The following is a 19,833-nucleotide window of genomic DNA, read 5'->3' as shown; positions in this document are numbered from 1 at the left end:
CACTTTTTTGTTCCGTCGCGGGCTCCTCCACAAAAAAGTGGCCCCTCGCTCGTGACTTCGTGTCCCTGCGCTTCGCTCCGGGCCACGAAGTCTTTGTATTGCGGCTCCGCCGCTCTCCGCGCTGCGCGCGTCGATCATGAGGTCTCGGCCGCCTCGGGGGCGCTGACGCGCCTGGGGGTGGGGGCTTGGGGGTGGGGCTAGGTTGTTTCGGCTACGCCGGTGATGCGGTGTAGGGGGTAGGTGTGGATTTCGCCGGTGCCTTGTTCGTGGGCGGTTACGTAGCCGCCTTCCAGGCGGAGGGGGACCACGATGTGTTGGGTGGCTCGGCCTTCGCGGGTTACGTGGCCGATCCAGACTGCTCGGCGGTCGGCGTGGGCTGCCTGGAGGGCCAGGAGGGTCTCGGCGGCCGAGGTGCGGGGGAGTTCGATCGGTTCGCCGTCGCGGTCCGTGCCGTCGTCGGCGCGGCCGGTGGCGGCGGCGTCGCCTGCGCGGATCGCGGTGACGGCTGCGCCGAGGAGCGCCTCGCCGGGGGCCGGGGGCTCGCCGGCGACCCGGGGCGGGGCCGAGCGCGGCGGGGTGCGTCTGGTGTCGGGGCGGGTCAGTACCAGGTCGCCGGTGGCGGACTCGGCGACCGGCGCGAAGCCCATCCCGCGCAGCTTCTCCAGCACCAGGTCCGGGGCGGACTCGGCGGCCAGCACGGTCGGGGCCAGTCGGCGCAGCCGCAGTCCCGCGGCTCGGCGGTCGGCGAGCAGTTCGCCCAGCAGCGCGTCGTCGTCGCAGCGCAGGAAGGCCCCCGCCGTGCCGACCCGAATCCGGCCGTGTCGGCGGGCCACGTCGTCCACGAGGTAGCCGAGCGGTTGCGGCACCGGGGTGCGCGAGTGGGTGGCGAGCAGGTGGTGCAGATCGGCCGCGGTACGACCGGCGTCCAGCGCGCGGCGCACCGACGTCTCGGTGAAGCGGTACACGGTGGCGCCGCCGGTGGACTCCACCTCGGCGGCCAGGTGCAGTTCGTGCGCGAGGTCCAGGACCAGCGGGCCCGGGGCCACGGCGGTGAGGTCGGCCTGGAGGAAGACGTAATCCAGCGGCTCCGGGAGCAGCGGGGTCAGCGCGTCGCCCGCCTCGTAGACCCGGCCCTCGGCCAGCGTGCGGGCGTATCCGGCCAGCGCGCCCCGCCCGGTGATGCCGAGCAGTTCGGCCTCGACCAGCATCGCCCGGAACAGCTCCTCGGGCAGCCGCGCGGCCCGGATCGGCTGATGCCAGGTCAGATGCGCGAGCAGCGAGTCGGCGTCGGTGGCCGAACCCGGCGGCAGCGCGGCGAGCGTGGTCAGGATCCGGCGCCGCACCTCGGGCGCGGCGGTGCGGTCCACCTGCATGCCCAGCGCGCCGATCGGGCGGTCCTTGTCGTCGCGCGAGCCGACCAGCGAGGGCACCCGGGTGGTCTCCAGCCAGGTGCCGGCGAGTGCGGCCCAGCGGGTGCCCACCGGGGTGCGCCGCCAGGTGTCGTACGCGGGGGTGGGCAGCCACTGCTCGTCCGGTTCGCCGTCGCCGGCGACCAGGCCCATCGCGTAGGCCAGTTCCAGCCACAGCGCGACCTCGGCCTCGGGCGCGTCCAACTGCACCGCGGTGCGCTTGAACTCGCGCATGCCCAGGCCGCCGGCCCGCAGCACGGCCGGGCCGCCGGTGCTCCATGCCTCCAGCAGGTCCTCGACCCGACGCACGGCGGTGAACGCGGAGCCGGCCGCCAGGCTGTCCACAGCCTGTGGATCGTGCTCGCGCGTGGGCAGCTCGGGCGGCGCGGGCTCCGGGGTCCGGTGCACCCGGCCACCGCGCAGGTGCAGCGCGACCTCGCGCGGCAACACCACCGCGTCCGGGCCCGCCGGGACCAGCAGTGCCCGGGCCAGCAGCCACTCCACCGGGGTACGCGCCGCGTCGGCACGCACCGGCCGGTCCGCGCCGCGCACGCTGCCCGCGGCCGGCCCCCAGACCAGCTTGTCCAGCACCTCGCGGGCCGCCTCGGGAGCCTGCGCGAGCAGTGCGTCCAGCCGGGTCGGGTCGGTGAACAGGTCGGTGATCGCCGCGATCGCGGAGACCGCGTCGTGGCTGGAGCCCAGCCCGAGATCGGCGAGCACCTCCTGGAGCCGGGACGGCGCGGTCGGGGCCGCCGCGCCGGCCAGGGTCGGGCCGAGCCCGGCCGGACTGGCGCCGACCAGGTCGCGCACCGTGCGCACCACCCGCAGGGCGTCGTCGGGGCCCCACAGCAGGGCCTGCTCACGCAGGTTGGCCACCGCCCCGGCGAGCACCTCGGGGTCCACGCCGACCAGGGTGTGCAGGCGGGCCGCCGCGAAGCCGTCGGGCAGCACCACCGCGGCGTCGACCACTTGGAGGGTGAACCGGTCCAGCCGCTCCAGGGCGCGCGCGATCGAGGCCCGCGTGGTGGCCCGGGTGGCGAGCTGGGTCAGGTCCACCGGGACCGGCGAGGTCAGGTCCGGCCGGGCCCGCAACAACGCGGCGAGGGCCGCGTCGGTGCGTCCGCGCAGATCCTCGGCGAGCGTCCGGGGGCCGGACTCGGCGAGCCGATCGGCCTCGGCACGGGTGGGCGACGCAGACGTGGTCATCCCATCAACGTTAGACGGTCCGCCCGCCGATGATCACCGGTCCCGCGATCCCGGTGCCTCGCGGCGGCCGAATATCGGCCGCCGGCGGTGGCTCGGGCGGTCCGGGCGATCACCATTTCGGTCAACCCCTCGCTCCGCTACGCCCGCGCCCCTACGCTGAGTTGTCGCTTTACCGATGCAAGCGTCGTGCCGATGCGACGATCCTTCGGCAGGGGTGGGGTGGGGGCGTGAACTTCGAGAGCGATCATCTGGTTCTGCAGTACCTGGGCGAGGTCGGCGACGCCGCCCAGCGCAGACTGCGTCCCGCCGACCGCGCCCGGCTGGTGGAGCGGTTGCGCAGCCAGATCAACAGCGAGCGCGAGCGGCTGAACGCACACACCCCCGGCACCGTGCAGGTCGTGCTGGATCGGCTCGGCAGCCCCGAGGCCGTGGTCGGACACGAGTTGTACCGGCTCGGCGATCTGCGCACCGCCGGGGCCGACGACGGCGCGGGCGCGATGTCGATGCGGGGTTCGCGCTACGCCACGGTGGCGCGGCAGATGGGTTTTCGCGCGGACGCGACGCCGATTCCGGCCATCCCGGATCCGTCCCGCCCGCAGCCGGCCGCGCCGCCGCCGGCCGCACCGCCGGCGCCTCGGGTCTCCCCCGAGGCGGCCCCGGCGGCGGCCGGTCCGCCCACGCTCGCCGAGACCGCGGCCGGCGGCGCCGCGACCAAGCCGGTCCCGCTCGCGGATCCCGACGAGGAGCCGCTGTGGTGGCGGACCCCGCCGGAGGGCGGGACGCCGGAGCGCCCCGGCCCGGACGTGTACGGCGACGGCTCGCTGCACGCGCCGGCGTATCCGATCGGTGTGCTCTCGGACTCGTCGGCGACCTGGGACGACGAGGAGTCGCTGACCGAACCCACGCCGGCCCTGGGCATGTTCGGTCCGGGCGCGCTGCGCACGCAGGTGCGCGAGGTGTTCGCGATCGCGATGATGGCGATCGGTGCGATCGTCGCCTCGACCGTGGTGGTGCTGCTCGGCTACCTGGTGGTCTTCACCGCGGGCGCGTGGTCGCTCAAGGAGCGGCGGTTCGCCGCCTTCTACGTCCCCGGCGCCACCGCGCTGGCGTTCGCGATCGGCATGTGGCTGCGCGCCACCGGGCACCTGGGCACCGATCTGGCCCGGGACGAGGCGTGGGATCGCTTCGGCGAGCTTTTGCCGGCAATGGTCCGGATAGCCGCGATCGCCGCGTCCGCGTACCTGTTGTGGCGACTGAATCGGCGCCGGATCACGGCGTAGGCACGGGAATACCGCCCGTATTCGGGCCGGTCCGGGTGTGACGTACTCCGCTGTCGGAGCGCCGTACCCGCTCTTTACGATCCCATTAATTAGGTTAGCCTTACCTCCTCTGCATCGGACGGCGCCCGGACCTACCGCTAATAGGTCCGGGCGCCGCCCTGTGCACACTGCCAGATGGAGGAGCCAAGGATGACGAACGGAGCGCGGCCCCAGCCCGCGAACCGCTTGATCCGCTTCGGTGCGATAGGCACGACCGCCGCGCTGGCGATGGCCGGCGTGAGCCTGGCCTCGCCCGCGCAGGCCGCCGGAACCCCGTCCGTGAGCGTGTCGCCCAACGTCGACATCAACCCGGACGGCGCCACGATCACCGTCAACGGCACGGGATTCGACAAGGTGCGCAACTCCGGCAACGGGGTCTACGTCCTGTTCGGTCCCAAGATCGACGACTACTACACCAACGCGGGGGCCTACAGCGCCCAGGCGTGGGTCGCGGGCAGCAAGATGAGCGCCGACGGCGCCTTCACCACGACGCTCGACGTCAAGGCGAAGTACACCGACGGGAACGGCAAGGAGGTGGACTGCCTCAAGCAGGAGTGTCGGGTCGTCACCTTCGCCGCGCACGGCGCCAGCATGACCGACCGCAGCCAGGACACCTTCACGCCGGTCGCGTTCAAGAACAACACGCCGGCCGCGCCCAAGCTCGCGGTGACCCCGGTCAGCGGAGCCGACCCGGCCGGGCAGACCTTCACCGTCACCGGCACCGGCTTCGACCCGGTCCGCGACGGCGGCAACGGCATCTACGTCGCCTTCGGTCCCAAGGGCGCCGACTGGAACACCAACCCGGCGCCGTACCAGGCGACCAAGTGGGTGCGCACCGCTCCGTCCTCGCCGAGCCAGGCCAAGCTGAACGCCGACGGCAGCTTCACGCTGACGCTGGACAACATGAAGGCCAAGTACAAGAACGCGAACGGCGTCGACACCGACTGCTCGGTCACCACGTGCAACGTGGTCACCTTCGCCGCGCACGGCTCGCCCGACCGCAGCCAGGACACTTTCCTGCCGGTCGCGTTCAAGGCCGTGACCGTCCCGCCGGGCCCCGGCACCGGCTACCAGGTGATCACCACCGACGTGCAGGGCGGCCCGCTGACCCTGGGCGTCGGCGGCACCGACGTCGCACTCCCGGGCGTCACGCTCAACGGCAAGGACGCCTTCACCAGCGGCGCGCTCAACCCGCTCACCGTCTCCGACGCCCGCGGCACCAACGCGGGCTGGACGCTCACCGGCCAGGCCAGTGACCTGACCGCCACCGGCGGCCGGATCGTCGGCGACAACCTCGGCTGGACCCCCACCGCGAAGTCCGTCACCGGCACCCTGCCCACCGGCGGCACCGCACCGCAGGTCACCCCGGGCGCCAAGGCCGAGCCCGGCACCGGCCTCGGACAGCCCCGCACCCTGTGCTCGTCGGCCGCGGGCGCCGGCGCCGGTTCCTTCGAATGCGGCGGCGCCCTCAAGCTCGGCGTCCCCGGCATCACCGTCCCCGGCACCTACACCGGCACCCTGACGCTGACGCTGATCTGACCCCGGCGCCCCCAGGAACAGCGACACCCGTCCCCCGACCCCAACCCGTCGGGGGACGGCCCCGCCCCACCCCCACGCACCACACCCACCCCGCGCCGCACCCCCCGGCGCGTCAGCGCCCCCGACCCAGCCCGCCCCCGGTGATCGACGCGCGCAGCGCGGAGAGCGGCGGAGCCGCAGAACTTTGACTTCGTGACCCGTAGCGAAGCGAAGGGACACGAAGTCACGAGCGAGGGGCCACTTTTTCTCGGAGGAGCGCCGGCGGGGGAGAGAAAAAGTGGTGCCTCGCGAGCCGGCGCCGAAGGCGCCCAACAAAGGAGCCACCCCCCATGCGCCCCGCCGCCCGCCCATTGCCCACCCTCCTGGCCCTCCTAGCCCTCCTGCTCCCCCTCCTGGCCTCCGCCACCCCCGCCCAAGCCGCCGACGAGTTCACCTGGGGCGTGCAACCGGCAGGCGGGCGCGACCACTTCGTCCTGTCCGCCGCGCCGGGCCGGACCCTGGTCGACGTGGTCGGCGTGTCCAACTTCGGCGACAAGCCGCTGACGCTGCGCGTGTACGCGACCGACGCCGTGCTCGCCGCCGACGGCGGAATGACCCTGCTGACCGCCGCCGAACGGCCGAAGGACGTCGGCGCGTGGATCGGCTTCGACGCCGAGTCGTACACGGTCGAGCCGGGCAAGCGCGCGGACATCCCGTTCCGGCTGACCGTCCCGGCGGACGCGAGCCCCGGTGACCACACCGGCGCCATCGTCGCCTCGATCAAGGCCGAGGCGACCGGTCCCGGGCAGCAGCGGTTCGACGTGGACCGGCGTGTCGGTGCCCGGATCTACCTGCGGGTGGACGGCCCCGCCGTGCCGCGACTGGCGATCGAGGACCTGCGGCTGTCGTACGACAACCCGATCGCGATGTTCGGCGGCGCCGAGGCGGTCGTGCGCTACCGGGTGCGCAACACCGGCAACGTCCGCACCACGGCGGGGGTCGAGACCACCGTCTCCGGGCTCGGTGGTTGGCGACTGGGCGGCCCCGCCCGAGCCGCCCTGCCCGAGTTGTTGCCGGGAGCCACGCACGAGGTGGTCCAGCGCTTCGACGGTGTCTTCCCGGCCGGGCGACTCACCGCGGACGTCAAGGTCACCGGCAACCCGGCGACCGTGACCACGAAGTCGACGAGCGTATGGGCACCGCCGTGGTTGCTGCTGGGCGCGATCACGCTGCTGCTCGGCGCGCTGATCGCCTACGGCGTGACGGTGCTCCGTCGCCGCCGGCGCGTCGCCACCGAAAAGGAGGCCGCCCTCGCGAAGGACGCCGCCTCCCCCACCGAAGTCACCGCCGACCCGACCGGCTGAGCACCCGCCGTCGCGTCGCCGCCCCGATCCACCAGGAGCCGACATGCACACCTCCCACCGCCTTCGTCGCGCCGCAGGCTCGGCCGCCGTGCTCGGCCTGGCCGCCGCCGGCGTGCTCGGCGCCGCCGCCGGCGCCTCGGCCGCATCCGCCGACACCCGCGCCGAGAGCCCGGCCACGCCCACCGCGACCGCCTCGCGCAACACCGCGCTGGCCCCGGCCGGCGACGAGATCACCGTCGTCGGGCGCGGCTTCACCCCCGGCGCCCGGGTCACCGTCGCGCTGTACGCCGGCGACACCGTCGACCGGGCGGGCAGCCGCACGCTCGCCGCCGACGGGCAGGGCGTCGTCGCGACGCCGCTGCGGGTGGGCACCGGATTCGCCCCGGACGCACCCGCGTTCGAGGTCCGGGTCGGCGTCGACGGCGGGCCGACCGCCAAGGTCGCGGTGACCTTCGCCGCACCGGCACCGGGCGGCACTCCCCGATCGTTGCGCGCCGCCGCACCGGCGGCCCCGGCCCAACTCGGGCAGGCCGCCCCGCAGGCGGCGGCCGGCGGCGCCAAGCTGACCGTCACGCCGAGCACCGGCCTCGACCCGGCCGGCGCGTCGATCACGGTCTCCGGCTCCGGCTACGCGGCCGGCAGCGGCAACGGGATCTACGTGGTGTTCGGCCCCAAGGAGGCCGACTGGACCACCAACGCGGGCAACTACGGCGCGTCGAAGTGGCTCAAGGCGTTCGGTCCGGGCGGGATCAACCCGGACGGCACGTTCTCCGCCACCCTCACCGACGTCAAGGCCACGTACAAGAACGGCGCGGGCAAGGACGTCGACTGCCTCAAGACCGAGTGCTACGTGCTGACCATGGCCGCGCACGGCTCGCCCGACCGCAGCCAGGACGCGTTCGTCAAGGTCTCCTTCAAGGGCGGCTCGGGCACGACCGGATCGGGCACGACCGGCGGGTCCGCCGGCACCACCGGCGGCACCTCGGGCACCGGCACGACCGGCGCCGCGACCACCGGCGGCGGCTCGACCGGCGGCACCGCCGCGGGCACGAGCGGCACGAGCGGCACGAGCGGCGGCGACGCGGGCAAGTCCGGCGGCGGCAGCCTGCCGCTGACCGGACCGGCCGGCCTGGTCGGCGCGAGTGTCCTCGGCGTCACCCTGGTCGGCGCCGGCACGGCCGCCGTACTGACCACGCGCCGCCGCCGCAACAACACGCCCTAGGCAGTCGCCCGCGCCCGCCGGCTCGACCGACGGGCGCGGGCGACTACTTGCCCAGCGCGTCCAGTTGCTCCAGGAACCACTGTTGCGGGTTCAGCGCGACCGCTGCGGCGGCCAGCCGCCTGGTGCGCCGCAGCCGCTCGGCGGAGTCCATCGTGAGCGCGGTGTGCAGCGCCTCGGTGGTCTGCGACACGTCGAACGGGTTGATCACGATCGAGTCCGCGCCCAGTTCCTCGAACGCGCCGGCCTCGCGCGAGAGCACCAGCGCGCAACCCCCGTGCGCCTCGTCCAGCAGCGAGACCACCGGAATCTCCTTGGCGACCAGGTTCATCCCGTCCCGGATCGGGTTCACCAACGCGACGTCGGCCAGCCGGTACGCCGCCAGCGAGCGCGGGAAGTCGTCGTTGACGTGCAGGATCAGCGGCTGCCAGTCGCCGGTCCCGAACTCGTCGTCGATCTCCTTGGCCACCCGCTGCACCGCCGCCGTGTACTCGCGGTACTCCGGCAGGTCGTGCCGGGAGGGATAGGCGAACGCGACGTGCACCACCCGACCGAGCCATTCCGGTCGGGTGCGCAGCAGTTCGCGATAGGCCAGCAGGCCCCGGACGATGTTCTTGGACAGTTCGGTCCGGTCCACCCGGACGATCACCCGCCGATCGCCGACCACCTCGCGCAGTCCGGCGAGCCGGGTGTCCACGTCGGCACGCGACGCCCGCTCGCGCAGGAACTCGCCGTCCGCACCCAGGCCGTGCACGCCGATCTCGGTCACCCGGCCGGCGTGCGTGACGGTCATCGCGTCCCGGTCCACCACCGCGCCGAGCACGTCCGCGCAACAGTCCAGGAAGGCGAGCGCCCAGCGCCGGGTCTGGAAGCCCGCGTGGTCGGCGCCGAGCACGCCCTCCAGGACGAACCGCGCGATGTCGTCGGGCAGCAGGCGGAAGTAGTCCGGCGGTGCCCACGGGGTGTGCGCGAAGTGCCCGATCCGCAGATCCGGGCGCAGTCGGCGCAGCAGCACCGGCACCAGGGTCAGGTGGTAGTCCTGCACGACCACCTTGGCGCCCTCGGCGGCCTCGTCGGCCAGCGCCTGCGCGAACGCCTGGTTGTACGCCTCGTAGGAGACCCACTCCTTGCGAAAGCGCGCGTCGAAGACCGGCTTGGACGGGGTGTCGTAGAGCAGGTGGTGGACGAACCACAACGTCGAATTCGCTATGGCGTTGTACGCCCGGGCGAAGGTGCCCGGGTCGATGTCGAGCATCCGCACCGCCAGGCCGCCGGTGTCGTGACCGGCGAGATCCAGCCGGCCCGAGGGCGCCGCCCGGGTCGCGGTCCGGTCCGCCTCGCCGAGCGCCGAACACACCCATACGGCGCCGGTCCCCTGCCCGGCGGTGGACAGCCCGGACACCAGTCCGCCGCCGCCTCTGCTCACCGAGAGCGTGCCGTCGTCCTCCAGTGAGAAGGACACGGGACCACGATTGGACGCGACCAGGACACCGGCGGGAGGGGGAGCACTCATGCCCCGACCCTAGCCACGCATCCCGGTGCGCAAACCCGGCCCGATCGCGCCCCCGACCCGAACGGTGTGGCGAGTATCACGTGTCCATGTCATTACCGGGAGTAGCGAGGGTGTGCTTTCTCTTGACTCGTCGGGCCGATCCCACTCGCATGCGACGGGCCCGGCACCTCGGGCATGCGGGCAACGGGGCAAGGGGGAATCGGATATGCGCAGCAATCGTGGGCTCGGTGCGGGCGCCGTGGCCGCCGCGCTGGTCCTCGCGGCCGGCGCCACGCCGGCGGTCGCCGAAGGGGACGGCGCGTGCAACGACGGGGACGCGTGTCTGTACTACAACTCGAACACCAAGGGCGCGCGTTTCGACCATCGGTACAACCTGTCGAACTACGCCGGTTACACGTTCATGCGCTCCCCGGACGGCGGCAGCGGCACGGGGGTGCCGGTGAAGAACCACGCCGCGTCGGTGTGGAACAACGACCCGACGCACGTGCTGCGGATCTACTACGGCAGCAACTATCAAGGTCCGATGCAGGAGATCGGCCCGAAGTCGACGGCCAATCTCGACCCGGCGCTGAAGAACAACAACGCGTCGGGCAGTTGGACCGCGCAGTAGGGCGCCCGCGCCACGCGCCGGCCACGATCGCGCTGCTGTGCCTCGCGCTGGCCGGCTGCACCGGGGCCGGCGACCGCGCCGACCACCCACCCGCGGCCGACCGCGCGTCGGGCGCCCCGCCGCCGGCGGCGACCCCGGTGACCGGCGACGTGAGCGGGCTCGACCTGCCGATCGCGGCCTACCTGCCGACCCCGGAGCAGCGTGCCCGGCGGGCCTCGGCCGAGCTGGTGCTGATCCGGGACTGCCTGGCCCCGCTGGGCCTGACCTACCAGGCGCCGCCGGCCGCGGCCGGTGGGCCCGTGTCGAAGTCGCGCACCGAGCGCCGGTACGGCGTGGGCGACGCGGTCGAGGTTGGCACCTGGGGCTTTCGGCCGCCGGGCGCCGTCGCCGGCGGTACGGACAAGCCGAGCGGGCCGGCGCCGAGCCGGGAGCTGGCGGTGGCGCTGTACGGCGAGGCGGGCGCGGACGGGGTGCCGCCGGATCCGACCGAGGGCCGCGATCGGCCGGGGCCGGGCTGCCTGGGCCGGGCGCGGTTCGCGCTGGGCGTGGATCCGGCGCTGGAGCGCGCGGCGCTGCCGGGTCGACTCGACGTGGAGTCGTTCGAGCGATCGCGGGCCGATCCCCGGGTGCTTCGGGTGTTGGCGCAGTGGTCGACCTGCATGCGCGCGAGGGGGTTCGACTACCCGGACCCGTTGGCGGCGGGCGGTGATCCGGCGTGGGACACGCCCACACCGAGCGCGCGCGAGATCGCCGCGGCGAGGGCGACGGTGGCCTGCAAGACGCAGTACGACGTGGCGGGCACCTGGTACGCGGTCGACGTGGCCTATCAGCGGCAGGCGATCGAGCGTGAGGCGGTGGCGCTGGCCCGGGTGCGGGCGAACGAGGAGGAGTGCGCCCGCCGGGTCGGCGCGGTGCTGGGCGACTAGGCCCTGTCCGGCGGCCGGCCGGAAATCGCCCTCAGCGGTCGACCAGGCGGGTCCGCGCGCGGTACTCGGGAACGGTCGTCATCGGCGGCCGTTCCCGGGCCGCGACGTCGTGGGTACGCAGCCGGAAACCCTCCTCGTCCCGCTCGAACTGGGTCAGTGCGGTGCTCAGCTCGTCCGGGTGCGCGCCCGTGGGGCCGCGGCGCAGTCGACGCTCGACGGCCTGGAGTATCTCCGCCGCCATCCGGCCGAGTCCGGCCTCGTCCTGGTGGCTGTGTCGGCGCACGCCCACATCCACCTGGGCCATCGCGTCCAGGCCGACCAGGCGCAGGGTGTCCACGAGCATCGCGGTCTCGATGCCGTAGCCGCACGGGAAGGGCAACTGTTCCAGGAGCGAGCGCCGGGCCGCGTATTCGCCGCCGAGCGGCTGGACGAAACCGGCGAGTTCCGGCCAATGCAGATTCAGCAGCGGGCGTGCGACCAATTCGGTGACCCGGCCGCCGCCCGCGGGCACGATCGTGTCGCCGATCTCCAGCGGCCGGTCGTACATGGCCTTGACCAGTTGCACCGAGGGGTCGGTCAGCAGCGGGCCCAGGATCCCGGTGACGAAGTCCGCCGAGAAGTCCTTCAGATCGGCGTCCACGAACGCCACGATGTCGCCGTCGGTGACCAGGAGCGAGCGCCACAACACCTCGCCCTTGCCGCGCACGGTCGCCAGCGTGGGCAGGATGTCGTCGCGGTGCACGACCCGGGCGCCCGCGTCGGCGGCGACCCTGCCGGTGTCGTCGGTGGATCCGGAGTCGACCACCACCAGCTCGTCCACCAGCGGCGATCGCTCGATCAGCTCGGTCCGGATCACCTTGACGATGTCCCCGACGGTCGCCGCCTCGTTCAACGCGGGCAGGACGACGCTGACCCGGGTGTCGCGTTTGGCGTCAAGAAGCTTGTCGACGGGCCAGTCGGCGGCGACGGAGGACCGTCGTCGAAGCCAGGCGCTCACCTCGGGCTGCACGTTCGAATTCCCCTGTCGTCGCCGGTGTTCCGGCCTCGGTCGCGGCCACCCTTTATCGTCTCGCGAGGTGGACCGGATGATCGACGCGGCACCGGTTCGGTTACAGTCGTCGTCACCGGATACGACGATCGCACGTCGAGCCGGACAAACGCGGACCGGCCACCTTGCGAAGGGTGTGTCCACCGCCATAGCAGCTCATCCAGAGGGGCAGAGGGAACGGCCCGTTGAAGCCCCGGCAACCATCCGATCGTCATTCCTCGTGACGCGCTTTCGGCGCGAGCGAGCGCCGGCGGTCGGACAGGTGCCAAGTCCGGCCCGTGGGACCCCACGGGTAAAGATGAGGACAGAAAGGCCCTCGCCATGGCGACACCCACCGCCACCCGCTCCACCAGCGCCACCTCCACCCCCTTCGGTCCGGCCGTCGCGCTGTCGTGTCGCGAGTGCGGCGAACGCACCGAACTCGGCCCGAAGTACGCCTGCGAGTCCTGTTTCGGCCCGCTCGAGGTCGCCTACGACTTCGGCACCGTGACGCGCGAGCAGATCGAGGCCGGCCCGCAGAACATCTGGCGTTACGCGCCGCTCCTGCCGGTCTCGGCCGACGTCGCCTCCCGCCCCAATCTGAACCCCGGTTTCACCAAGCTCGTCCGGGCCGAGAACCTGGGCCGCGAGCTGGGCATCGCGAAGCTCCACGTCAAGGACGACTCGGGCAACCCGACGCACTCCTTCAAGGACCGCGTGGTCGCGATCGCCGTCGAGGCCGCCCGCACCTTCGGTTTCACCACCCTCTCCTGCTCCTCCACCGGCAACCTGGCCGGCGCGGTGGGTGCCGCCGCCGCTCGGGCGGGCCTGCGGAGCTGCGTGTTCATCCCGGCCGACCTGGAGGCCGGCAAGGTCGTCACGGCGGCCGTCTACGGCGGCGAGCTGGTCGCCATCGAAGGCACCTACGACGAGGTCAACCGGTTCTGTTCGGAGCTGATCGGCGACCCGGCCGGTGAGGACTGGGGCTTCGTCAACGTGAACCTGCGGCCGTACTACGGCGAGGGTTCCAAGACGCTCGCCTACGAGATCGCCGAACAGCTCGGCTGGCGACTGCCCGAGCAGATCGTGATCCCGATCGCGTCCGGTTCGCAGCTCACCAAGATCGACAAGGGCTTCCGCGAGCTGATCGCGCTCGGCCTGGTCGAGGACGCGCCGTACAAGATCTTCGGCGCGCAGGCGACCGGGTGCTCCCCGGTGGCCGCCGCGTGGAAGTCCGGCCACGACGTGATCCGCCCGGTGCGGCCGGACACGATCGCCAAGTCGCTCGCGATCGGCAACCCGGCCGACGGCCCCTACGTGCTGGACGTGTGCAAGCGCACCGGCGGCGCGGTGGAGGACGTGACCGACGCCGAGGTGGTCGAGGCGATGAAGCTGCTGGCGCGCACCGAGGGCATCTTCGGCGAGACGGCGGGCGGCGTGACCGTCGGTTGCCTGCGCAAGCTGCTCGCGTCCGGCGCGCTGGACCCGGACGCCGAGACGGTCGTGCTCAACACGGGCGACGGCCTCAAGACGTTGGACGCGGTCACGCCGACCACCGGCGCCACCGCGACCATTCGACCCACTCTGGATTCCTTCCGAAAGGCCGGCCTGGCATGAGCGTCTCCGTTCGCATCCCGACGATCCTGCGCACCTACACGGGCGGGGCGGCCGAGGTGTCCGCCGAGGGGACGACCCTCGCCGAGGTTCTGGATGCCTTGGAAAAGGACCACACCGGAATTCGCGCGCGCATCCTCGACGACGAGGGCAAGCTGCGTCGCTTTGTGAATCTGTACGTGGACGACGAGGATGTGCGCTTCGCGGACGGGCTCGCCACGGCGATCCCCGACAAGGGCACCGTTTCGATCATCCCGGCGGTCGCCGGCGGTTGCTGACGCGATAGGCCGACGGTCCCGATCTTCATCGAGTCGGGCCCGAAACGGAACCGAGAAATCCGCCGTCCGGGGCTCCGGGCGGCGGATTTCTTGGTCTCCTCGAAGTTGTGCGTTACACGTGTTTAAACAGGTCCATTTCCGCGCTTTGGCGGCGACGCGTCGGTAAACCCGTGGTCGGGATCACATCCGTTTTGTGCGCAAAGTCGCTTTCCTGATGAATTGAAATACGGCCTTCATGACAATTCGCGAGGAATGCGAGTTTTATTCACTCGGGAATTGTCGTCCGATTGACCTGTTGCTCCGGGCATCCGTCCGGATACATTCAGCCGCGGTCGTAGCGGAAGGCCGGGTCCTTCTGGATACGAACCCGGAGCTGCGACGTGCAGTATCCGTGAAAGGGCCAGTAACAGGGGAGTTAGGAATGGCTCAGGGCGCCGTCAAGTGGTTCAACGCGGAGAAGGGGTACGGCTTCATCGCGGTCGACGGTGGTGCGGACGTTTTCGTCCACTACAGCGCGATCCAGATGGACGGGTACCGGACGCTCGAGGAGGGGCAGCGAGTCGAGTTCGAGATCTCGCAGGGGCAGAAGGGGCCGCAGGCCGACATGGTCCGCGTCACCGCCTGAACCAGGGAGCAATCCGCTCCTCTGCTTGAAACGGTCCACACCACGGACTGCACGACACACCGCAGCACACATCCTGTCCGATCTCCCGTTCTCCCCGCCGATCCCTCGTCGGATCGGCGGATCGGGTTCGATCGGTGACCGGGGCCCGGCCTTCCCGCCACGCGGGGGCCGGGCCCCGGTCGTTGTGCGTCCGGGCCCGTGCCCGCATCCGGCCCCCGGCGCGCGGGCTCCCCGTCGCGCGGGCGATCACGGTGGGCGCGACCCCGCCGGACCCGGCCCCACGTGCGACACGCGCGGGGGTACGCGCGGAGGGGTCGGGACCCGCCGTTGCGCTTGCACTCGGCATGGTCGAGTGCTAATCATTGGCGTTAGCACTCTGGATGTGAGAGTGACAGAAACGGACCGGGCCGGTGAGGCTCGGCACCCGTGAGGGAGGGATCCTCGCGGTGGTCGGGTCGTCCGTCGCGGGCGCCAGTGCGGTCCGGCACTCACCCCCGTTCTGGGAGGACTTCACCACATGGCCAAGATCATCGCGTTCAACGAGGAAGCGCGCCGCGGCCTCGAGCGCGGGATGAACCAGCTCGCCGACGCCGTCAAGGTCACGCTGGGCCCCAAGGGCCGCAACGTCGTGCTCGAGAAGAAGTGGGGTGCGCCCACCATCACCAACGATGGTGTGAGCATCGCCAAGGAGATCGAGCTCGAGGACCCGTACGAGAAGATCGGTGCCGAGCTGGTCAAGGAGGTCGCGAAGAAGACGGACGACGTCGCCGGTGACGGTACGACGACCGCGACCGTCCTCGCCCAGGCGCTCGTTCGCGAGGGCCTGCGCAACGTGGCCGCCGGCGCGAACCCGATGGCCCTCAAGCGTGGCATCGAGAAGGCCGTCGAGGCCGTCTCCGAGCAGCTTCTCGCGCTTGCCAAGGACGTCGAGACGAAGGAGCAGATCGCCTCCACCGCCTCGATCTCCGCCGCTGACCCCCTGATCGGCGAGATGATCGCCGAGGCCATGGACAAGGTCGGCAAGGAAGGCGTCATCACCGTCGAGGAGAGCAACACCTTCGGTCTCGAGCTCGAGCTCACCGAGGGCATGCGCTTCGACAAGGGCTACATCTCGCCGTACTTCGCGACCGACATGGAGCGCATGGAGGCCGTCCTCGAAGACGCCTACGTGCTCATCGTCAACTCGAAGATCACCTCGGTGAAGGACCTCCTCCCGCTGCTGGAGAAGGTCATGCAGTCGGGCAAGCCGCTCATGATCATCTCCGAGGACGTCGAGGGCGAGGCCCTGGCCACGCTCGTCGTCAACAAGATCCGCGGCACCTTCAAGTCCGTCGCCGTCAAGGCCCCGGGCTTCGGCGACCGTCGCAAGGCCATGCTCGGCGACATCGCCATCCTCACCGGTGGCCAGGTCATCTCCGAGGAGGTCGGCCTCAAGCTCGACACCGCGGGTCTCGAACTCCTCGGCCGCGCCCGCAAGGTCGTCGTCACCAAGGACGAGACCACCATCGTCGACGGCGCCGGTGACTCGGACCAGGTCGCGGGTCGGGTCAACCAGATCCGCGCCGAGATCGAGAACTCCGACTCGGACTACGACCGCGAGAAGCTCCAGGAGCGCCTGGCGAAGCTCGCGGGCGGCGTGGCGGTCATCAAGGCCGGTGCCGCGACCGAGGTCGAGCTCAAGGAGCGCAAGCACCGCATCGAGGACGCGGTGCGCAACGCGAAGGCCGCCGTCGAAGAGGGCATCGTCGCCGGTGGTGGCGTGGCCCTGCTCCAGGCGTCCACCATCGCGTTCGACAAGCTCGAGCTGGACGGCGACGAGGCCACCGGCGCGAACATCGTGCGCCTGGCCGTCGAGGCCCCGCTCAAGCAGATCGCGGTCAACGCCGGCCTCGAGGGCGGCGTGGTTGTGGAGAAGGTGCGCAACCTGACCCCGGGTCACGGCCTCAACGCCGCGACCGGCGAGTACGTGGACCTCATCGCCGAGGGCATCATCGACCCGGCGAAGGTCACCCGTTCCGCGCTGCAGAACGCCGCGTCGATCGCCGCGCTGTTCCTGACCACCGAGGCCGTCATCGCCGACAAGCCGGAGAAGAACCCGGCCCCGGCCGGCGGCGCTCCGGACATGGGCGGCATGGACTTCTGATCCGCTGAGGGTCGCCAGACCCACACGGCCGGTCGTTCGACGAACGAGGCGGTCCCCTTCGGGGGGCCGCCTCGTTCGCGTTTCCGCGTGTTCGAGCCGTGTTCGCTCGTTCGAGTGGGGGTGGCGACTTACCCTGAAATGGTCTCCGGGCGGCCATGGCGTCGTTCTGGTACGGCCTGGATCGAGGTAGGCGAGGTGGACGAGACGACCGCACCCGGGATCGATGTGGGCGTCGCCTGGCGCGAAATCGTGACCATGTGGCAGGGATTGGACGTGCCCGAAGGCCGGCGCGCCGAGTTCGACGGAGAGAACATCACGATGTCGCCACCACCCCTACACGGGCACGAACCGGTCGTCGACCGCTGGGATCCCACAGGACCGTCCGTAACCCTGTTCTCCGAACCCGATGGTGGACAGTACCGACGGTTCCTTCACGTTGCATACGGCAAAACGATCAGGATCCCCGAACCCTTCGGGATCGACCTGGACACCTCGGACTTCCCCCGCTGAGCCGATATTCGCCGGCATCGGCGGTCACTCGCTCGTAGGCTCGTGATGCGACCGCGGGAACTACGTGTTCCTTCTGTCTTGGCGTACAAGCGCTTTCGGGGTGCTTGGGGTTCGAATCCCTGTCCGGGACCCGTGACCTGCCCGCGGTCGCACGCCATTGCACCCGGGGAACTGCGTGTTCGTACAGAGCCGTTTCCCATCGGTAGGAAGCGGTCCCACGGTTGATCCGGGGACCACATACCGGACCCGCGACCTACCCCGGGTGCCCACGGGGGAGCCTTCCGATGACCGAGATCCTGCGCGCCCTGAGCGCCGACCATCCGGCCCGTGCCGAGGCCGCCGCCACCGTCGTTCGTTTTCTGGACGTCGCGGTGGCCGCGACCGGGCGGGCCTCCTTCTACAACACCCGCGACGAGCAACTGGCGCTGGAGCAGGACGCGCACCGCGCGATGGTCGCGCTGGACCGCCGCCTGTACGCCGGTCTCGTGTGCTCCCCCGGGGCCACCGACCGCAGCCGGCAGCTCGGCGTGTTGCACCTGCTGGATACGCCGGCCCACGAGGACGACGGCACCGCCGTGTACGACGCGGTCGCCGCGCTGACCGTGCCGCGTCGGCTCAAGCTGTTCGGTCTGCTGGCCGAGCGGCGGGTGAACAACGCCCGGGTGCGCCGGTTGATCCTGCGCACCGTCCTGGGCTCCGCATCGCTGGAGTTGTGGTCGGTGCGCTACCGGGACAAGCTCGCCGACGCGCTGCGGCACGCGTGGGGGCTGCGGATGAGCGGCATCCTGCGCTCGATCCTGACCAGGCTGCTCGCCGGCGCACGGCTCGATGCCAAGGAACAGCGCATCCTGGCCCGGGAGATCGACCGCTGGGCGGCGGATCCGGCGCTCGCGCGCGAGTGCGTCGCGTTCGTGCTCGGCGCCGACGGCCCGTACACGCTGCCGCTCCCGGTCGCGTATCGGGCCGCCCGTACCGACCTGGCCGCGGGCGCCGCGCTGCCGTTCGAGACGCTCGAAGGGCTGCGCGGCCGATTTCATCCGAACGAGAAGCCGGCGCGCGTGCTGGAGCTGACCGCCGAGCGACTGACCGCGGGTCAGCGGCTCGCCAGGCAGCGGCACGCCGAGCGCGCGGGCGTCGAGGTCGAGGTCGACCTGGACCGCTACGACGCGGTCCGGCTCTACCTGTACGCGTTCGCCACCGGGATGACCGACGACCTGGCCGCGGCGCTGGATCGGCGGGCCGCCGCCGGTGCGGCCGGGCTCGACCTGGCCGACCGCCGGATCGCCCTGGTGCTGGACGGATCCGCGTCGATGCGCGGCGGCCTCGACCAGCCGCTGCGGCCGATCGCGACCGTGCTCGCGCTGCGCGACGCGTTGCGGGCGGCGGCGGCCGAGTGCCACGACGTGTGGATCGGCGGCGTCCCGGACGGCCGACTGGTGCGGCCCGCCGGGGCCACCTCGGCGGCCGAGGCCCTGGTCGCCGCGTTGCGCACCGGTGCCGAGCTGATCGTGGTGATCGGCGACGGCTACGAGAACGCGCCCGCCGGGCGGTTCGCACAGGTGCTCGACGCGGCCCACACCCTGGGCATCGCGGTGCCCGTGGTCCAGCTCTCGCCCGTGCTCGCGGCCGAGGCGACCGGTCTGCGCGGCTACGCGCCGGACCTGCCGCTCGCCCCCGTCCATCGTCCCGAAGCGCTCGAACTCGCCTGGTGCCGGCTGATGTTGACCATCGATCCGGCCGCCGCCGTACCCGCCCTGTTGCGCCTGGCCCACCTGGAGGTGACCGGATGAACACCATCGCCCACGCCCCGCTGCCGATCGGCGAGCTGCTGGCCGGCTGCACCCTCGGCCCGGTGCAGAGCGTCGGCCGCATGCAGGTGCTGCCGCTGCTCGGCGACACGTGCGACGCGCCCACCGTCGCGCTCCCGACCGATCTGTGGATCGGCACGAGCAACTACGGCACGCTCACCTTCGTCAATCACACGCCGCACGTCGCGCTGGTCCCGTGCCATCTCGCGGTGATCGTCGAGCGCAGCGCGCAGGACCACGCGATGCCCAGGGCGGCGCTGGTCGAGCCCTCGGATCGGCTCGCGTTCGACGCGGCGATGTGCGTGCAGCAGACCCAGGCCGGGCTGATCCCGGAGGGGCCGCAGCCGCTGGCGGTGTTGCCGCTCGCGCTGCGGGCCGCCGCCTCGGCCGGTGCGGACGCGGACGGGTACAGCCGGTTGTGGTCGGCCGTCCAGCGCTTCAACGCCTCCTCCGGCCTCGCCGAGACCGGGAACCTGGTGCTGTTCCTGAAGCACTTCGCGCTCGAACTCGAACGTTTCGTCGCCGAGTTCGAGTGCGTCGAGGATCAGGTGGGCGCGGTGGTGCTGCTCGACGGCGAGATCGCCGGGATCGAGCGGGCGCCCTCGCGGGCTTACTGGTCGGCGATGTGGGAGCCGCTGATCAGGTCCTGCTACGGCGCGGAGGCGGTCCGCCACGGTCTGCACGATCAGAGCGATCCGCCGCCGAGCCGGACCGTGCTGCACCTGCCCTGGGGCGACAGCGCGG

15 protein-coding genes, 1 pseudogene and 1 riboswitch are annotated in these 19,833 nt (G+C 72.0%); of the genes and pseudogenes, 13 read left to right on the top strand and 3 right to left on the bottom strand.

Going from position 1 to position 19,833, the window contains the following annotated elements; all coding sequences use genetic code 11:
• Window positions 1-197: 197 nt before the first annotated feature.
• The gene (locus ACH4U8_RS28065) at window positions 198-2,615 is read right to left on the bottom strand and encodes a helicase-associated domain-containing protein (protein WP_395780957.1); all 2,418 of its coding nucleotides are present in this window, start codon (window positions 2,613-2,615) and stop codon (window positions 198-200) included.
• A gap of 227 nt (window positions 2,616-2,842) precedes the next feature.
• Here ACH4U8_RS28065 and ACH4U8_RS28060 point away from each other — a divergent pair, with 227 nt between their 5' ends.
• The 4 genes from ACH4U8_RS28060 to ACH4U8_RS28045 all read left to right on the top strand — a co-directional run bounded on the left by ACH4U8_RS28060 (window position 2,843) and on the right by ACH4U8_RS28045 (window position 8,038).
• Window positions 2,843-3,895 (top strand): hypothetical protein, encoded by a 1,053-nt coding sequence (locus ACH4U8_RS28060; RefSeq protein WP_360316393.1) that lies wholly within the window; start codon window positions 2,843-2,845, stop codon window positions 3,893-3,895.
• Window positions 3,896-4,084: 189 nt separating this feature from the next.
• Entirely contained in the window at window positions 4,085-5,473 is a 1,389-nt protein-coding gene (locus tag ACH4U8_RS28055) for a hypothetical protein (protein ID WP_395780955.1), read from the top strand.
• 329 nt (window positions 5,474-5,802) lie between these two features.
• On the top strand, window positions 5,803-6,816 hold the full coding sequence (locus ACH4U8_RS28050; RefSeq protein ID WP_395780953.1) for a WxL protein peptidoglycan domain-containing protein: 1,014 nt from the start codon (window positions 5,803-5,805) through the stop codon (window positions 6,814-6,816).
• Window positions 6,817-6,859: 43 nt separating this feature from the next.
• Window positions 6,860-8,038 (top strand): LPXTG cell wall anchor domain-containing protein, encoded by a 1,179-nt coding sequence (locus ACH4U8_RS28045; protein WP_395780951.1) that lies wholly within the window; start codon window positions 6,860-6,862, stop codon window positions 8,036-8,038.
• 43 nt (window positions 8,039-8,081) lie between these two features.
• Here ACH4U8_RS28045 and ACH4U8_RS28040 read toward each other — a convergent pair whose 3' ends face one another.
• Window positions 8,082-9,548 carry a trehalose-6-phosphate synthase gene (locus ACH4U8_RS28040; RefSeq protein WP_360316403.1) on the bottom strand — a complete coding sequence of 489 codons (1,467 nt, stop codon included), beginning with the start codon at window positions 9,546-9,548 and terminating at the stop codon, window positions 8,082-8,084.
• A 205-nt stretch (window positions 9,549-9,753) separates the two neighbouring features.
• On the opposite strand from ACH4U8_RS28040, the gene ACH4U8_RS28035 reads away from it, so the two are divergent.
• Both ACH4U8_RS28035 and ACH4U8_RS28030 read left to right on the top strand, forming a co-directional pair.
• Window positions 9,754-10,158 (top strand): peptidase inhibitor family I36 protein, encoded by a 405-nt coding sequence (locus ACH4U8_RS28035; RefSeq protein WP_379992408.1) that lies wholly within the window; start codon window positions 9,754-9,756, stop codon window positions 10,156-10,158.
• On the top strand, window positions 10,143-11,084 hold the full coding sequence (locus tag ACH4U8_RS28030; RefSeq protein WP_395780949.1) for a hypothetical protein: 942 nt from the start codon (window positions 10,143-10,145) through the stop codon (window positions 11,082-11,084). The genes ACH4U8_RS28035 and ACH4U8_RS28030 overlap by 16 nt, the downstream gene beginning before the upstream one ends.
• 31 nt (window positions 11,085-11,115) lie before the next feature.
• On the opposite strand, the gene ACH4U8_RS28025 is transcribed toward ACH4U8_RS28030, so the two are convergent.
• Complete coding sequence (locus ACH4U8_RS28025; protein WP_360316411.1) at window positions 11,116-12,093, bottom strand: glucosyl-3-phosphoglycerate synthase; 978 nt, start codon at window positions 12,091-12,093, stop codon at window positions 11,116-11,118.
• Window positions 12,094-12,285: 192 nt separating this feature from the next.
• Window positions 12,286-12,437, top strand: a riboswitch (SAM riboswitch).
• Window positions 12,438-12,453: 16 nt separating this feature from the next.
• On the opposite strand from ACH4U8_RS28025, the gene thrC reads away from it, so the two are divergent.
• From thrC to ACH4U8_RS27990, 7 genes and pseudogenes are all read left to right on the top strand, one after another.
• The gene (thrC, locus tag ACH4U8_RS28020) at window positions 12,454-13,728 is read left to right on the top strand and encodes a threonine synthase (RefSeq protein ID WP_360316414.1); all 1,275 of its coding nucleotides are present in this window, start codon (window positions 12,454-12,456) and stop codon (window positions 13,726-13,728) included.
• A complete protein-coding gene (locus tag ACH4U8_RS28015) occupies window positions 13,725-14,003 on the top strand; it encodes a ubiquitin-like small modifier protein 1 (RefSeq protein ID WP_395780947.1) in 279 nt (92 codons plus the stop codon). The genes thrC and ACH4U8_RS28015 overlap by 4 nt, the downstream gene beginning before the upstream one ends.
• Before the next feature lie 421 nt (window positions 14,004-14,424).
• On the top strand, window positions 14,425-14,628 hold the full coding sequence (locus ACH4U8_RS28010) for a cold-shock protein (protein ID WP_020557826.1): 204 nt from the start codon (window positions 14,425-14,427) through the stop codon (window positions 14,626-14,628).
• 517 nt (window positions 14,629-15,145) lie between these two features.
• Complete coding sequence (groL, locus tag ACH4U8_RS28005; protein ID WP_020557825.1) at window positions 15,146-16,771, top strand: chaperonin GroEL; 1,626 nt, start codon at window positions 15,146-15,148, stop codon at window positions 16,769-16,771.
• A 195-nt stretch (window positions 16,772-16,966) separates the two neighbouring features.
• Window positions 16,967-17,281 (top strand): hypothetical protein, encoded by a 315-nt coding sequence (locus ACH4U8_RS28000; protein ID WP_395780945.1) that lies wholly within the window; start codon window positions 16,967-16,969, stop codon window positions 17,279-17,281.
• 284 nt (window positions 17,282-17,565) lie between these two features.
• Entirely contained in the window at window positions 17,566-19,071 is a 1,506-nt protein-coding gene (locus ACH4U8_RS27995) for a hypothetical protein (protein ID WP_395780943.1), read from the top strand.
• Window positions 19,068-19,781, top strand: a pseudogene (locus ACH4U8_RS27990) (ARPP-1 family domain-containing protein); the annotation flags it as partial. The gene ACH4U8_RS27995 and the pseudogene ACH4U8_RS27990, both read left to right, overlap by 4 nt.
• Between the last annotated feature and the right edge of the window lie 52 nt (window positions 19,782-19,833).

The sequence above is a fragment of the Embleya sp. NPDC020886 genome (genome assembly GCF_044333915.1).
In the GTDB taxonomy this organism is placed as follows: Bacteria; Actinomycetota; Actinomycetes; order Streptomycetales; family Streptomycetaceae; genus Embleya.
Note: the sequence above shows the minus strand (reverse complement) of the source record. Positions and strands in the feature narration are given on the sequence as shown.

Coding starts and splice junctions, on each gene's coding strand:
- ACH4U8_RS28015 (WP_395780947.1), top strand. CDS start 13,725: ATGAGCGTCTCCGTTCGCATCCCGACGATCCTGCGCACCTACACGGGC.
- ACH4U8_RS28045 (WP_395780951.1), top strand. CDS start 6,860: ATGCACACCTCCCACCGCCTTCGTCGCGCCGCAGGCTCGGCCGCCGTG.
- ACH4U8_RS27995 (WP_395780943.1), top strand. CDS start 17,566: ATGACCGAGATCCTGCGCGCCCTGAGCGCCGACCATCCGGCCCGTGCC.
- ACH4U8_RS28055 (WP_395780955.1), top strand. CDS start 4,085: ATGACGAACGGAGCGCGGCCCCAGCCCGCGAACCGCTTGATCCGCTTC.
- ACH4U8_RS28065 (WP_395780957.1), bottom strand. CDS start 2,615: ATGACCACGTCTGCGTCGCCCACCCGTGCCGAGGCCGATCGGCTCGCC.
- thrC (WP_360316414.1), top strand. CDS start 12,454: ATGGCGACACCCACCGCCACCCGCTCCACCAGCGCCACCTCCACCCCC.
- ACH4U8_RS28035 (WP_379992408.1), top strand. CDS start 9,754: ATGCGCAGCAATCGTGGGCTCGGTGCGGGCGCCGTGGCCGCCGCGCTG.
- ACH4U8_RS28040 (WP_360316403.1), bottom strand. CDS start 9,548: ATGAGTGCTCCCCCTCCCGCCGGTGTCCTGGTCGCGTCCAATCGTGGT.
- groL (WP_020557825.1), top strand. CDS start 15,146: ATGGCCAAGATCATCGCGTTCAACGAGGAAGCGCGCCGCGGCCTCGAG.
- ACH4U8_RS28010 (WP_020557826.1), top strand. CDS start 14,425: ATGGCTCAGGGCGCCGTCAAGTGGTTCAACGCGGAGAAGGGGTACGGC.
- ACH4U8_RS28050 (WP_395780953.1), top strand. CDS start 5,803: ATGCGCCCCGCCGCCCGCCCATTGCCCACCCTCCTGGCCCTCCTAGCC.